Here is a 14,601-nt window from a genome sequence, read left to right as displayed (position 1 = left end):
GGCGTGTCCCCCTGCGGCCCTACCCGCCCCCGTACGCCCCGCTGGCCGTCAGCCGCAGTGCCGTGTCGATCAGCGGGACGTGGCTGAACGCCTGCGGGAAGTTGCCCACCTGCCGCTTGAGCCGGGGGTCCCACTCCTCCGCGAGCAGGCCCAGGTCGTTGCGGAGCGCGAGCAGCTTCTCGAAGAGCTTGCGGGCCTCCTCCACCCGGCCGATCATCGCCAGGTCGTCGGCGAGCCAGAAGGAGCAGGCCAGGAACGCGCCCTCCTCGCCCTCCAGGCCGTCCACGCCGAGGTCGTCCTCGCCGGATGTGGGGTAGCGCAGGATGAAGCCGTCCTCGGTGGACAGTTCGCGCTGGATCGCCTCGATGGTGCCGATGACGCGCTTGTCGTCCGGCGGCAGAAAGCCCATCTGGGGGATGAGGAGCAGCGAGGCGTCCAGCTCCTGGGAGCCGTACGACTGGGTGAAGGTGTTGCGCTCCTTGTCGTAACCGTTCTCGCAGACGTCCCGGTGGATGGTCTCGCGCAGGTCCTTCCAGCGCTCCAGCGGGCCGTCGACGTCGCCGGACTCGATCAGCTTGACGGTGCGGTCGACGGCGACCCAGGTCATGACCTTGGAGTGGACGAAGTGCCGGCGCGGGCCGCGGACCTCCCAGATGCCCTCGTCGGGCTCGTCCCAGTGCTTCTCCACCCACTGGATCAGCTTGAGCTGGAGGAGGGAGGCGTAGTCGTTGCGGGCCAGCCCGGTCATGTGCGCCAGGTGCAGCGCCTCGGTGACCTCGCCGTAGACGTCCAGCTGGAGCTGTCCGGCGGCGCCGTTGCCGACCCGTACGGGCTGCGAATTCTCGTACCCGGGAAGCCAGTTGAGGTCGTTCTCGCCCAGCTCCCGCTCGCCGGCGATGCCGTACATGATCTGGAGGTTCTCCGGGTCGCCGGCCACCGCCCGCAGCAGCCATTCGCGCCAGGCGCGGGCCTCCTCGCGATAGCCGGTGCGCAGGAGGGAGGAGAGGGTGATCGCGGCGTCGCGGAGCCAGGTGAAGCGGTAGTCCCAGTTGCGGACGCCGCCGATGCACTCGGGCAGGGAGGTCGTCGGCGCGGCGACGATGCCGCCGGTCGGGGCGTAGGTCAGCGCCTTGAGGGTGATCAGGGAGCGGACCACGGCGTCACGGTAGGGGCCGTGGTACGTGCAGTGCTCGACCCACTCGCGCCAGAAGTCCTCGGTGGCCACCAGCGACGCCTCCGGATCGGCCAGGGCCGGTGGCTGCTTGTGCGAGGGCTCCCAGCTGATGGTGAAGGCGATCCGGTCACCGGGGGAGACGGTGAAGTCGGAGTACGTCGTCAGATGCTTGCCGTAGGTCTCGGCCTCGGTGTCCAGCCATACGGAGTCGGGCCCGGCGACCGCGACGGTGCGGCCGTCGACCTTGTGGACCCAGGGCACCACCCAGCCGTAGGCGAACCGCATCCGCAGCTCCGAGCGCATCGGGACGCGGCCGCTGACGCCCTCCACGATGCGGATCACCTGCGGGGCGCCGTCGCGCGGCGGCATGAAGTCGATCACCCGTACCGTGCCGCGCGGGGTGTCCCACTCGGATTCCAGGACGAGGGAGTCGCCCCGGTAACGGCGGCGGTCGGCGGCCTTGGGGCCGGCGCCGGGACCGTAGGCCGGACCGATCCGCCAGAATCCGTGCTCCTCGGTGCCCAGCAGCCCCGCGAAGACCGCCGGTGAGTCGAAGCGGGGCAGACACAGCCAGTCGACGGTGCCGTCCCGGCACACTAGAGCGGCCGTCTGCATATCGCCGATGAGTGCGTAGTCCTCGATGCGCCCGGCCACGTGCATCTCCCGTCGAACTGGAGTGACGCCCCCCATGGGACGTGTGTGCTGTCCGTCCTGCCCATGAAACGTCGCCGAGCAGCGGGACCGGAAATCGGGCGGGGGTGGTGCCTTCCCGGACGGCTCGGAAGCGAGTGTCCGAGCAGGATACGACGCAGATGAGCGTTCCGCGCGACGCTCGCGACGAGTGGGGTGGTCCGATCGGGTGGCCTGTGTCACCTGGATGTAACGATGCGTGGCCGGGCGCGACCATGCCCGGTCGCTGATAGCCTGGTACCCCGTGGACCGGTGGGCACGAGAACCCCCGAACCGCAGCGACGGCACCCCTGAAAACCCCGGACGGCGCCGCTTCGCACCTCTCCACCTCGCGACCACGGGAGCCCCCTCTTGGCCATGCCGCCCACTGCTTCTCGAATGAATGCAGCCTCGACGACCAAGCACCTCTTCGTCACCGGGGGCGTCGCCTCCTCGCTCGGCAAGGGGCTCACCGCCTCCAGCCTGGGTGCGCTCCTCAAGGCGCGCGGCCTGCGGGTCACGATGCAGAAGCTCGACCCGTACCTGAACGTCGACCCGGGAACGATGAACCCGTTCCAGCACGGTGAGGTCTTCGTCACGAACGACGGCGCCGAGACCGACCTGGACATCGGTCACTACGAGCGTTTCCTCGACGTCGACCTCGACGGCTCCGCGAACGTGACCACCGGCCAGGTCTACAACACCGTGATCGCCAAGGAGCGCCGCGGCGAGTACCTCGGCGACACCGTGCAGGTCATTCCGCACATCACCAATGAGATCAAGCACCGCATCCGGCGGATGGCGACCGACGACGTCGACGTCGTGATCACCGAGGTCGGCGGCACGGTCGGCGACATCGAGTCGCTGCCGTTCCTGGAGACCGTCCGCCAGGTCCGCCACGAGGTCGGCCGCGACAACGTCTTCGTCGTGCACATCTCGCTGCTCCCCTACATCGGCCCGTCCGGTGAGCTCAAGACCAAGCCGACCCAGCACTCCGTCGCGGCGCTGCGCAACATCGGTATCCAGCCCGACGCGATCGTGCTGCGCGCCGACCGCGAGGTGCCCACCGCGATCAAGCGCAAGATCTCGCTGATGTGCGACGTGGACGAGGCCGCGGTGGTCGCGGCCATCGACGCGCCGTCCATCTACGACATCCCCAAGGTCCTGCACACCGAGGGCCTGGACGCGTACGTCGTACGGAAGCTGGACCTGCCCTTCCGCGATGTGAACTGGACCCAGTGGGAGGACCTGCTGGACCGCGTCCACAACCCCGACCACGAGGTCAAGGTCGCGCTGGTCGGCAAGTACATCGACCTGCCGGACGCCTACCTCTCGGTCACCGAGGCGCTGCGCGCCGGCGGCTTCGCGAACAAGACCCGCGTGAAGCTGAAGTGGGTCACCTCCGACGACTGCAAGACCCCGGCGGGCGCCGCCGAGCAGCTCTCCGACTGCGACGCGGTCTGCATCCCCGGCGGCTTCGGCGACCGCGGTGTGGACGGCAAGGTCGGCGCCATCACCTACGCCCGCGAGAACAAGGTCCCGCTGCTGGGCCTGTGCCTGGGCCTGCAGTGCGTGGTCATCGAGGCGGCCCGCAACCTCGCCGGCATCAAGGGCGCGAACTCCACCGAGTTCGACCCGGGCGCCGCCGACCCGGTGATCTCCACGATGGCCGAGCAGATGGACATCGTCGCCGGTGAGGGCGACATGGGCGGCACGATGCGGCTGGGCATGTACCCGGCCAAGCTCGCCGAGGGCTCGATCGTGCGCGAGGTGTACGACGACCAGCCCTACGTCGAGGAGCGCCACCGCCACCGCTACGAGGTCAACAACGCCTACCGCGGTGAGCTGGAGAAGAAGGCCGGGCTGCAGTTCTCCGGCACCTCCCCGGACAACAAGCTCGTCGAGTACGTCGAGTACCCGCGCGAGGTGCACCCCTACCTGGTCGCCACCCAGGCGCACCCGGAGCTGCGCTCCCGCCCGACCCGCCCGCACCCGCTCTTCGCCGGGCTGGTGAAGGCCGCGGTTGCGCGCAAGACGGCTACCGGGACGGGCTCCGCGAAGTAGCGCACCGCACGACGGATACGGTTACCGGGGTACGGCCTCATCTTTCGAGGTCGTGCCCCGGTTTCTGCGTCGGTACGGGCACATACAGGAGGACGGGACATGGCGATCAAGGACACCCCCGAGGAGTGGACGGTCACCGCGACCACGACGCCGTTCACCGGGAACAAGACCAGCGTGCGCACCGACGAGGTCGTCATGCCGGACGGCAGCACCGTCACGCGCGACTACCAGGTCCACCCCGGCTCGGTGGCCGTGCTCGCCCTCGACGGCGAGGGACGGGTGCTGGTACTGCGCCAGTACCGCCACCCCGTACGCCAGAAGCTGTGGGAGATCCCCGCCGGGCTGCTCGACATCCCCGGCGAGAACCCGCTGCACGCCGCGCAGCGCGAACTGTACGAGGAGGCGCACGTCAAGGCCGAGGACTGGCGGGTGCTGACCGATGTCTACACCACGCCCGGCGGCTGCGACGAGGCCGTGAGGATCTTCCTCGCCCGGGACCTGTCCGAGGCGGAGGGGGAGCGGTTCGAGGTCTCCGAGGAGGAGGCCGACATGGAGCTGGCGAGGGTCGCGCACGACGAACTGCTGCGCGGGGTGCTCGCCGGTGAGCTGCACAACAACTGCCTGGTGGTGGGGGTGCTGGCGCTGGCCGCGGCCCTGGGCGGCGCGGGACTGGACGCGCTGCGGCCGGCCGACGCGCCGTGGCCGGCCCGTCCCTTCGAGGCCTGACCGGCCGGTCATCGGCCCGTTCCGCACCGGTCCGATGATCTGTTGTTCCGATCGAGTGACTCAACCGCCGTGCTCAACGCGGATGGTGACGGATCGTGAACTACGCTCGGCATCGATCCCGTCGGCGATCGCGGTGGGGTCGTACGCGCAGGTGGACGGGAGCGTGGCCGGTGAGGGATCAGGCGGTGGGCGGCGGGCAGCGCCCGCCGGAGGCGACCAGCCGGCCGGCCGGGGGTGCCGCGACCGCGCCGTCCCGTCGGGCATCGGGGCCCCGCCGGGACGGCGCCAGCGTCCCCGCGCCCGCCGCCCCGCCCGCCGCCCGGATCGCCGGCCGCCGCCGTGAGCTCAAGGCACTCCGCGCCGACATCGAACGCACCGGCCTGGACACCCTCACCGGCCGCCGGGGCACCCGCAGCCGCGTCCTGCTCATCGCCGGCCGGCCCGGCTCCGGCCGCACCGCGCTCGCCGAGGCGCTGCTGCGCGAGCTCGCCGCCGACTACCCCGACGGGGTGCTCAGCGCCACCCTCACCGGCCGGGACGGCGAGCCGGCCGCCACCGACGCCATCGCCCGCGAGCTGCTCGACGCGCTCGGCACCGCCGCCCCGCCCGGCGCCGCCGAGGACGAGCTGAGCGAACTGCTGCGCGGCGCGCTCGCCGGGCGCCGCGCGCTGCTCTTCCTGGACGACGCCCCGGGCGCCGAACAGGTCGAACCGCTGCTGCCGGACGCCCCGGACTGCCTGGTCGTGGTGGTCTCCCAGGGGCCGCTGACCGGCATCCCCGATGTCCGGCCGTGCACCCTGGGCGGCCTGGACGCCGCGGCCGCCGTCGAGATCCTCGCCCGCTACGCCGGGCCGACCCGGATCACCGTCGACCCGCGCACCGCCGACTCGGTCGCCGAAATGTGCGCCGGCCAGCCCGCCGCCCTGGTGCTGGCCGGCGGCTGGCTCGCCGACCGCCCCAAGTCCTCGCTCGCCGATCTGTACCAGGCGCTGGCCGCCGTACCGCTGCCCGAGGGGCTCTCCAGCGGCGCCCGCCCGCTGGTCCGCGCCTTCCGGCTCGCCTACGAGGCGCTGCCGCCGCCCGCCGCCCGGATACTGCGGCTGACCGTCCTGGCCCCGGGCTGCCTGGTGGACGCCCCGACGGCGTCCGCGCTGGCCGGCTGCTCGGTCTCCACAGCCGGGGCGGCGCTGGCGGAGTTCGCCGCGCTGGGCCTGCTGCGCCCCGGGCAGGACCCGGTGGACGCAGCCCCCGACGGCGCCGTCGGACACCCCCGGTACCGGGTCCCCGGCTGTCTCGCCCCCCTCCTGCGCACCCTGCTCGAGGACTGCGAGCGGCCCACCGACATCCAGCTGGCCCGCGCCCGGATGCTGCAGCGGACCGTACGGCTGCTGGTGTCGTGCCGGGCGATGAGCGAGGAGCCCGGCTCGCCCGCGCGCCAGAAGGTCGCCGGACTGCCGCGCTCGCTGCGCTTTCCCTCCCGGGCCGCCGCCGCGGACTGGCTGCGCGGCCGGCGAGCGGTGCTGCTGGACGCCGCCCGGATCGCCGTCGCGGACGGTGAACTCGACACCCTGGACCGGCGGTTGATGGCCGCGCTGACCCGTACGCTGCTCGCCCACCAGGGTCCCGAGGCGGCCGCACCCGACCTCTACGCGCTGCACCGACTCGTCCTGGAGGTCGCCGAGCGGCGCCGGCTGCCGCGCGAGAAGGCCGCCGCGCTGCTCAATCTCGCGGACCTGGACGCCCAGGCCGGACGTACCGCCGCGGCGCTCACCCGCTACCGCGGCGCCCTGGAGGCGGCCCGCGCGGCGGGCGATGCGGTGGCCACCGGGCGGGCGCTGGAGTCGCTGGGCGGTATGTACGGCGAGCTGGGCGACTGGCAGCGGGCCGCGGACTGGTACGGGCGGGCGCTGGAGCTGCGGCTCGCCCGGGGCGAGCGGGCGGACGCGGCGCGGCTGCACGGCCGGATCGGCGGCGCGCACGCCCAGGCGGGCCGGTGGGACGAGGCGCTCAGGGAGTTGCGGGCCGCCGCGCGCACGTACCGCAGGGCCGGTGATCTTGCCGGCCAGGCGCGGGCGGCCGGCGAGCTGGCGCGGGTCCAGGAGTGTGCGGGAACACCCGAGGAGGGGCTGCGGACCGCCCTCGAGGCCCTCGAAACCGTCCGGAAAGCGGGCGACGGACCACTGGAGGCGGCACTCCGGCTACGGATTGCGGACACCCTCGAGCGGCTCGGCGACCCAGCAGCGGCACGGCTCCATCGTGCCGCTGGAGAGCGACTTCTCGAAGATCACCCCGACTGACCTACGAAATCGGTAGTGGCACTCGCAAGAATTATTGCTTTACAAGGCTAGACAAGAAGAGCTCCTTCAATAGACTGGGTGGGCCGCGTACGGCGCGGTCAGTTCCGTCATGCACCGCATGAGGGGATAATTCCTCCTGCAAGCTCTCTTTCAAGGACCGTGATCGACGTGAAGGTCGGTATCCCCCGCGAGGTCAAGAACAACGAGTTCCGCGTGGCCATCACGCCCGCCGGAGTCCACGAGCTCGTTCGCCACGGCCACCAGGTCGTCATCGAGAAGGACGCCGGTCTCGGCTCGTCCATCACGAACGAGGAGTACGTCGCCGCCGGCGCCGCCATCCTCGACACCGCAGACGAGGTCTGGGGCACTGCCGACCTGCTGCTGAAGGTCAAGGAGCCGATCGCGGAGGAGTACCACCGTCTCCGCAAGGACCAGACGCTCTTCACCTACCTGCACCTGGCCGCCTCCAAGGAGTGCACGGACGCGCTGCTGGAGTCCCGTACCACCGCCATCGCCTACGAGACCGTCGAGACGGCCGGCCGCGCGCTGCCGCTGCTCGCCCCGATGTCCGAGGTCGCGGGCCGCATCGCCCCGCAGGTCGGCGCGTACCACCTGATGCGCCAGGCCGGCGGCCGCGGCGTGCTCCCGGGCGGCGTCCCGGGTGTCCAGGCGGGCAAGGCCGTCGTCATCGGCGGTGGCGTCTCCGGCTGGAACGCCGTGCAGATCGCCGTGGGCCTCGGCTTCCACGTCACCCTGCTCGACCGGGACATCAACAAGCTCCGCGAGGCCGACAAGATCTTCGGCACCAAGGTGCAGACGATCGTCTCCAACGCCTTCGAGCTGGAGAAGGCCGTCGTCGAGGCCGACCTCGTCGTCGGTGCGGTCCTGATCCCGGGCGCCAAGGCCCCGAAGCTGGTCACCAACGAGCTCGTCGCCAAGATGAAGCCCGGAAGTGTCCTTGTCGACATCGCGATCGACCAGGGCGGCTGCTTCGAGGACTCGAAGCCGACCACCCACGCCGAGCCGACCTTCCAGGTCCACAACTCGGTCTTCTACTGCGTCGCCAACATGCCCGGCGCCGTGCCGAACACCTCCACCTACGCGCTCACCAACGCCACGCTGCCCTACATCGTGGAGCTGGCGAACCGCGGCTGGGTCGAGGCGCTGCGCCGTGACCCGGCGCTGGCGAAGGGCCTGAACACCCACGACGGCAAGGTCGTCTACCCCGAGGTCGCCGAGGCGCACGGCCTCGAGTCGGTGGAGCTGCGCACGCTCCTCGGCTGATAAAGCGTCAATCAAGCGCGTCAAACCGCTGTGCACCCGGCCGGGCCTTGTCGACAAGGCCCGGCCGGTCGTATGTGCGACACGCCGAGGACCGGTCGTCGGCCGACGGGCTCCCAACTCGCCGTGAACGTAACCCTTTAACCGATTCGCGACCCCCCGAAACATTGGGCGGATACCGCCTGCGCCCTTGACATCGAGGGGTCCGGTTACCGACACATCGTGCCGGGTCCGGTGGATTGTGTTGCTGCGAACGCCCGACACGCCATAGAGTCGCCAACCGTCGGCATGGTGCCACGCTGACCTATCGATAAGTTTCCTGGTCACATCCAAGGAGGTAAGACGACTTGTGAATGAGTCGACATTTTCTCCCGGAGGTGGTCGGCCAGGAGCGGTTGCACGGGGCCAGGGTCCCTCGGGGCTCGAGGCTGTCGGCTCCGTCGCGGTCCACACCTTCGCAGCCCACCAGAGCACTTCCTCGACAGCCCACCAGAGTATGGACGGCCATCACGTGAACGCCATGGCCGGCGACCGGGGCAGTGGAGATCCCGCCCGTCTCGCCGACTACGACGACCTGCCCGAGGGGCACTTCTACGATCCGGACGCGGAGTACGAACCGGATCCCGAGTACGCGGCGACGCTCGCGCCCGACGCGGCCCGTCAGCGCCGCGAGCGCGTCGGCCCGACCGGACGCCCGCTCCCGTACTTCCCCATCCCGGGACCGCTTTCGGACCACGGCCCGGCGAAAATCATCGCGATGTGCAACCAGAAGGGCGGGGTCGGCAAGACCACCTCGACCATCAACCTGGGCGCCGCACTCGCCGAATACGGACGACGGGTGCTGCTCGTCGACTTCGACCCGCAGGGCGCCCTGTCGGTCGGGCTCGGCGTCAACCCGATGGAGCTCGACCTGACGGTCTACAACCTGCTCATGGAGCGGGGCATGTCGGCCGACGAGGTGCTCCTGAAGACCGCGGTCCCCAACATGGACCTGCTGCCCAGCAATATCGATTTGTCAGCGGCAGAGGTGCAGTTGGTCAGCGAGGTCGCGCGCGAGTCGACCCTGCAGCGCGCCCTGAAGCCGCTGCTGGCCGACTACGACTACATCGTCATCGACTGCCAGCCGTCCCTCGGTCTGCTCACCGTCAACGCCCTGACGGCCGCTCACAAGGTCATCGTGCCGCTGGAGTGCGAGTTCTTCGCGCTGCGCGGTGTCGCGCTGCTGACCGAGACGATCGAGAAGGTCCAGGAGCGGCTCAACCCCGAACTGGAGCTGGACGGCATCCTGGCGACGATGTACGACTCCCGTACCGTGCACAGCCGCGAGGTCCTGGCGCGCGTCGTCGAGGCCTTCGACGATCACGTCTACCACACCGTCATCGGCCGCACGGTGCGCTTCCCGGAGACCACCGTCGCCGGCGAGCCGATCACGACGTACGCCTCCAACTCCGTCGGTGCCGCCGCCTACCGCCAGCTCGCCAGGGAGGTGCTCGCCCGGTGTCACGCCGAGTGAGTCTGCCCGGAGCCGACGAACTGTTCCGCACCACCGGGGGGACGGGACTGCAGTCCTCGCCGCCCCGTCGGCCGGCGAACGGTTCCCCGGCGGGCGGCTCCCCGGCGGCCGGCGAGCCGCCCCGGGTGCCCGCACCGGCCGGTGAGGCCGATCCGGCCGGGGAGGCGGCGCAGGCGTCCACCGCCGTACGGCACGCCGACGCCCCGGCCGCCGACGGCGGCCGCACCCCCACGTCCCCGTCGTCCGCTCCGGCCGAGCACAGCGGCCGGGCGGCGGACGCGGAGGCCCCCAAGGGCCACCGGCCGCAGCCGAGCCAGGCGAGCCAGGAGGCGGCCGCGGCGGTCGCGCAGAGCGGCGCACAGGCCCGCCGCCGCGGCGGCGGGCGGGGCGCCAACCGCCGCCCCAGCGGCCGCGAACGGCACGACGAGAAGATCACCGTCTATGTCTCCGCCGAGGAGCTCATGGACCTCGAACACGCCCGCCTCGTACTCCGCGGCGAACACGGCCTGGCCGTCGACCGCGGCCGGATCGTCCGCGAGGCGGTCGCCGTCGTCCTCGCCGACCTGGAGTCGCGCGGGGACGCCAGCATCCTGGTGCGGCGGCTGCGCGGGCGCTAGGCGCGTACCCGGTAGCCTGCCCCTTCGATGCCGACGACGAACGACCACGCCTCCGCTCCCCGCGCCCGCCGCCCTCTGGGGCGCGGCCCGGGGACGGACCCGGCGCAGGAGCCGCCGGCGGCCGCGGTGGACGACCCGGCCGCGCCACCGACACCACAGGCCCCCCAGGACGCACCGGCGGCCGCCGCCGCGCCGCAGCAGGACGCCGTACCGGACGATGCCGCACCGGCCGCCGCCGTACGGAACGACGCCGCGCCGGACGCCGCCGACGGCCCCGTCGCCGAGCCCTCCGCACCCGGCGACGGCAGGTTCACCGTCCGCCTGGACAACTTCGAGGGCCCCTTCGATCTCCTCCTCCAGCTGATCTCCAAGCACAAGATGGACGTCACCGAGGTCGCGCTGTCGAAGGTCACCGACGAATTCATGGCACACATCCGGGCCATGGGGCCGGACTGGGACCTGGACCAGACCACCGAGTTCCTCGTCGTCGCGGCGACCCTGCTGGACCTGAAGGCGGCCCGGCTGCTGCCCGCCGCCGAGGTGGAGGACGTGGCCGACCTCGCGCTGCTGGAGGCCCGTGACCTGCTCTTCGCGCGACTGCTCCAGTACCGCGCCTACAAGCGGATCGCGGACATCTTCGGCGAGCGGCTGACGGACGAGGCGCGGTGCCACCCCCGCACGGTCGGGCTGGAGCCGGAGCATGCCGAGCTGCTGCCCGAGGTGGTCATCAGCATCGGGGCGGAGGGGTTCGCCAAGCTGGCCGTCAAGGCGATGCGGCCCAGGGCCAAGCCGCAGGTCTATGTCGATCACATCCACGCGCCCCTGGTGAGCGTGCGCGAGCAGGCCGAGGTGGTGATGGCGCGGCTGCGCGCGGCGGGCGAGGCCGACTTCCACGAGCTGGTCGCGGACGCCCCGGACACCCTCACCGTCGTGGCGCGTTTCCTGGCGCTGCTGGAGCTCTACCGGGAGCGGGTGGTCGTCCTGGACCAGGAGGAGGCTCTGGGGGCGCTGACGGTCCGCTGGACGGGCGCGGAGGGGGCGGCGCCGGTCGTGACGGACGAGTTCGACAAGCCGGCGGGGGAGCGTGCGGCGGAAGCCCGGGAGGGCGAGGCCCAGGAGAGCGAGGCCCAGGAGAGCGAGGAGAGCGCATGACCGGCGTGGAAGGTGCCCACGAGGACGCGTACGGGGCCCACGAGGACGCGTACGAGGTCCAGGAGGCCGGGGGCGCGGCATCCGGGGGCCCGGCGCCCACCGGAGCGCTCGGCGTCGCCGAGCTGCCGCTCGGGCCCGCCCTGGAGGCCGTCCTGATGGTCGTCGACGAGCCCGCGACCGAGGAGCACCTGGCGAAGGTCCTCCAGCGCCCGCGCCGCGCGGTGGCCCTCGCGCTGCGCGAGCTGTCCGACGACTACGCCCGCCAGGGCCGCGGTTTCGATCTGCGCCTGGTGGCCGGCGGCTGGCGTTTCTACTCCCGCGCCGAGTACGCGGACGCGGTGGAGAGCTTCGTCCTGGACGGCCAGCAGGCCCGCCTCACGCAGGCCGCATTGGAGACTCTGGCCGTGGTCGCGTACCGTCAGCCGGTCAGCCGTTCCCGAGTCTCGGCCGTACGCGGCGTGAACTGTGACGGTGTGATGCGCACGCTTCTCCAGCGCGGCCTGGTGGAGGAGGCGGGGACGGAACCTGAATCAGGTGCGATCCTGTACAGGACGACGAATTACTTTCTGGAGCGGATGGGCCTGCGCGGCCTGGACGAGCTCCCTGAGCTCGCACCGTTCCTCCCGGAGGCGGACGCGGTCGAGGGCGACTCCCCGGAAGGTATCCCGTCGTTCGACGTAGACGACAGCGGCGACTCTCAGACGGATCATTGATGCGAAGCAGCGGCAGGAACAACAGGGACAGCGGCAGCGGCAGCGGTCGGGGCAACTACCGTGGCGCGGACGGCGGCCCCTCCCGGCCCAAGGCCGGGGGCAAGCGCGACGACAAGCAGCAGCGCGCGGGCCGCCCCCGTCCCGAGGAGCGCCGCTACGACGTGGGCGGATCCGGCGGCTCCACGGAGCGCAGGGACGAGCGCGGCGGCGGCCCCAAGAGCGGCGGCAGCCGGGGCGCGGCGGCCCGCGGCGGCGCCAAGGGCGGTCCCCGTACGGGCGCCAAGTCGGCTCCGGGCGGCAAGGGCGCGCCCCAGCGCGGCCGCGGCCAGGCGCCTTCCCGGCCCCGTGAGCTGGACGCCAAGATCGAGGAGCGCAACCGCGCCCGCCACAGCAAGCCGCAGGTCAAGACCCCCAAGACCTTCCCCGGCGCCGAGCAGGAGGGCGAGCGGCTGCAGAAGGTGCTGGCCAGGGCCGGTATGGGCTCGCGGCGGGCCTGCGAGGAGCTGATCGACCAGGCGCGCGTCGAGCTCAACGGCAAGATCGTCACGGAGCAGGGCGTCCGGGTCGACCCGGAGAAGGACGAGATCAAGGTCGACGGCCTGACGGTCGCCACCCAGTCGTACCTCTTCTTCGCGCTGAACAAGCCGGCCGGCGTCGTCTCCACGATGGAGGACCCCGACGGCCGCCAGTGCCTCGGTGACTACGTCACCAACCGCGAGACCCGGCTCTTCCACGTCGGCCGTCTCGACACCGAGACCGAGGGCATCATCCTGCTCACCAACCACGGCGAGCTGGCCCACCGCCTGACCCACCCCCGCTACGGCGTCAAGAAGACCTACCTGGCGGCCATCCAGGGCCCCCTCCCGCGCGACCTGGGCAAGCAGCTCAAGGACGGCATCCAGCTGGAGGACGGCTACGCCCGTGCCGACCACTTCCGGGTGGTGGAGAACACCGGCAAGAACTACCTCGTCGAGGTCAGCCTCCACGAGGGCCGCAAGCACATCGTGCGCCGGATGCTCGCCGAGGCCGGCTTCCCGGTCGACAAGCTCGTCCGGACGGCCTTCGGGCCGATCGCGCTGGGCGACCAGAAGTCGGGCTGGCTGCGCCGGATGACCAACACCGAGGTCGGCATGCTGATGCGCGAGGTCGAGCTCTAGCCGAAACGGCTTGCGGCGCGGCCCCACCACCCCTTAACGTCATCATGACATTAAGGGGTGGTTTTCATGGGGGACGCAACGGGGGACCGGCGGTCCACTGCCACCGGCGCGCTCATCGGGCTGGCGCTCGGTGACGCGCTCGGCTTCCCGACCGAGTTCAACGACGTACCGTCGATCCTCGCCAAGTGCGGGCCGTGGCGGGAGATGGCGCTGCCCGCTCCCGCCATCGTCACCGACGACACCCAGATGACGCTGGCGCTGGGCCGCGGGCTGCGGACGGCCATGGAACGCGGCGAGCTCACGCCACTGAGCCTCGAGCGCCCCGTCCGCGAGGAGTACGTCGACTGGTGGCGCTCGCCGGAGAACAACCGGGCACCGGGTAACACCTGCCTGCGCGCCTGCCAGCTGCTGAGCGACGAGGACCTGCCCTGGGCCGGCGCCAGCCAGATCGGGTCCAAGGGCTGCGGCGCCAATATGCGCGTCGCGCCCGTCGCACTGGTACCGGGGCTGAACCCCCGCCAGCGCTCCGGCGCCGCCCAGCTCCAGTCCGCGCTCACCCACGGCCACCCCACGGCGCTCGCCGCCAGCGACCTGACCGCGTACGCCGTACGGGTGCTGGCCGACGGAGCCCGCCCGGCCGAGCTCACCGGCCTGCTGCGCGCCTACGCCCACGCCCACCGCACCGACTACCGGGAGGACTGGCTCGGCGACCTCTGGCGGCGCTCCCAGGACCCGGCGCCGACGACGTTCATCGCCCGCGGCTGGGACGACTGCCTGGGCGTCCTGGACCGGCTGGAAGCCGCGCTCGCCGCACCGGACCCGGAGGCCGACCCCTGCCTGGCCACCGGCGCCGGCTGGATCGCGGAGGAGGCGCTGGCCACCGGCCTGCTGTGCTTCCTGCTCTTCCCGAACGAGCCCCTCACCGCACTCCGCCGGGCCGCCTGCACCTCCGGCGACTCCGACTCGATCGCCTGCCTCACCGGCGCTTTCGCGGGCGCCCACCTGGGGGCCGCCGCCTGGCCCGAGGAATGGGCCGGCCGCATCGAGTACCGGGAGGAACTGCTTGCTTTGGGGGCGGCGTGGTGCGTTCGCTAGGGCGGCCCACGTTTTTGGCTTTCCCGCCGTGGTGGTTGTTCGCCGTTTCGCCTGGCGGCGGGCCCCTCCGCTGCGCTTTGCCTGCGCCCGTACGTTGTCGGCTGTCCCGCCGTGGGGGTGTTTCGCCGTTGCGCCTGCGGCGG

General features: G+C 71.9%; 11 protein-coding genes. 10 read left to right on the top strand and 1 reads right to left on the bottom strand.

Features of this window, described 5'->3' with window-relative positions; translation table 11 throughout:
* Nucleotides 1-19: 19 nt before the first annotated feature.
* Entirely contained in the window at nt 20-1,834 is a 1,815-nt protein-coding gene (locus ACIGWZ_RS38530; protein ID WP_400072562.1) for a glycoside hydrolase family 15 protein, read from the bottom strand.
* A gap of 387 nt (nt 1,835-2,221) precedes the next feature.
* Here ACIGWZ_RS38530 and ACIGWZ_RS38525 point away from each other — a divergent pair, with 387 nt between their 5' ends.
* The 10 genes from ACIGWZ_RS38525 (at nt 2,222) to ACIGWZ_RS38480 (ending at nt 14,458) form a co-directional block, all read left to right on the top strand.
* Entirely contained in the window at nt 2,222-3,907 is a 1,686-nt protein-coding gene (locus ACIGWZ_RS38525; RefSeq protein ID WP_400072560.1) for a CTP synthase, read from the top strand.
* A 99-nt stretch (nt 3,908-4,006) separates the two neighbouring features.
* A complete protein-coding gene (locus tag ACIGWZ_RS38520; protein ID WP_400072559.1) occupies nt 4,007-4,633 on the top strand; it encodes an NUDIX domain-containing protein in 627 nt (208 codons plus the stop codon).
* 170 nt (nt 4,634-4,803) lie between these two features.
* Nucleotides 4,804-6,930: a tetratricopeptide repeat protein gene (locus tag ACIGWZ_RS38515; protein ID WP_400072557.1), complete on the top strand. Its 2,127-nt coding sequence runs from the start codon at nt 4,804-4,806 to the stop codon at nt 6,928-6,930.
* A gap of 168 nt (nt 6,931-7,098) precedes the next feature.
* Nucleotides 7,099-8,214: an alanine dehydrogenase gene (ald, locus tag ACIGWZ_RS38510; protein ID WP_400072555.1), complete on the top strand. Its 1,116-nt coding sequence runs from the start codon at nt 7,099-7,101 to the stop codon at nt 8,212-8,214.
* A 493-nt stretch (nt 8,215-8,707) separates the two neighbouring features.
* Nucleotides 8,708-9,724 carry a ParA family protein gene (locus ACIGWZ_RS38505; RefSeq protein WP_046928739.1) on the top strand — a complete coding sequence of 339 codons (1,017 nt, stop codon included), beginning with the start codon at nt 8,708-8,710 and terminating at the stop codon, nt 9,722-9,724.
* The gene (locus tag ACIGWZ_RS38500; protein WP_400072599.1) at nt 9,721-10,341 is read left to right on the top strand and encodes a hypothetical protein; all 621 of its coding nucleotides are present in this window, start codon (nt 9,721-9,723) and stop codon (nt 10,339-10,341) included. The genes ACIGWZ_RS38505 and ACIGWZ_RS38500 overlap by 4 nt, the downstream gene beginning before the upstream one ends.
* A 27-nt stretch (nt 10,342-10,368) precedes the next feature.
* Nucleotides 10,369-11,493 carry a segregation and condensation protein A gene (locus tag ACIGWZ_RS38495; protein WP_400072552.1) on the top strand — a complete coding sequence of 375 codons (1,125 nt, stop codon included), beginning with the start codon at nt 10,369-10,371 and terminating at the stop codon, nt 11,491-11,493.
* The gene (gene scpB / locus ACIGWZ_RS38490) at nt 11,490-12,206 is read left to right on the top strand and encodes an SMC-Scp complex subunit ScpB (protein ID WP_400072551.1); all 717 of its coding nucleotides are present in this window, start codon (nt 11,490-11,492) and stop codon (nt 12,204-12,206) included. The genes ACIGWZ_RS38495 and scpB overlap by 4 nt, the downstream gene beginning before the upstream one ends.
* Complete coding sequence (locus ACIGWZ_RS38485) at nt 12,206-13,363, top strand: pseudouridine synthase (RefSeq protein WP_400072549.1); 1,158 nt, start codon at nt 12,206-12,208, stop codon at nt 13,361-13,363. Before scpB ends, ACIGWZ_RS38485 begins: the two co-directional genes overlap by 1 nt.
* 66 nt (nt 13,364-13,429) lie before the next feature.
* Complete coding sequence (locus ACIGWZ_RS38480) at nt 13,430-14,458, top strand: ADP-ribosylglycohydrolase family protein (RefSeq protein WP_400072547.1); 1,029 nt, start codon at nt 13,430-13,432, stop codon at nt 14,456-14,458.
* The last annotated feature ends 143 nt before the right edge of the window (nt 14,459-14,601 follow it).

It is taken from the genome of Streptomyces sp. NPDC053427 (assembly GCF_044544985.1).
GTDB lineage: Bacteria > Actinomycetota > Actinomycetes > Streptomycetales > Streptomycetaceae > Streptomyces.
The sequence above is the reverse complement of the archived record's forward strand: the minus strand, read 5'-3'. Positions and strand labels throughout refer to the sequence as shown.

Coding starts and splice junctions, on each gene's coding strand:
- ACIGWZ_RS38530 (WP_400072562.1), bottom strand. CDS start 1,834: ATGCACGTGGCCGGGCGCATCGAGGACTACGCACTCATCGGCGATATG.
- ACIGWZ_RS38525 (WP_400072560.1), top strand. CDS start 2,222: ATGCCGCCCACTGCTTCTCGAATGAATGCAGCCTCGACGACCAAGCAC.
- ACIGWZ_RS38520 (WP_400072559.1), top strand. CDS start 4,007: ATGGCGATCAAGGACACCCCCGAGGAGTGGACGGTCACCGCGACCACG.
- ACIGWZ_RS38505 (WP_046928739.1), top strand. CDS start 8,708: ATGGACGGCCATCACGTGAACGCCATGGCCGGCGACCGGGGCAGTGGA.
- ACIGWZ_RS38495 (WP_400072552.1), top strand. CDS start 10,369: ATGCCGACGACGAACGACCACGCCTCCGCTCCCCGCGCCCGCCGCCCT.
- scpB (WP_400072551.1), top strand. CDS start 11,490: ATGACCGGCGTGGAAGGTGCCCACGAGGACGCGTACGGGGCCCACGAG.
- ACIGWZ_RS38485 (WP_400072549.1), top strand. CDS start 12,206: ATGCGAAGCAGCGGCAGGAACAACAGGGACAGCGGCAGCGGCAGCGGT.
- ACIGWZ_RS38480 (WP_400072547.1), top strand. CDS start 13,430: ATGGGGGACGCAACGGGGGACCGGCGGTCCACTGCCACCGGCGCGCTC.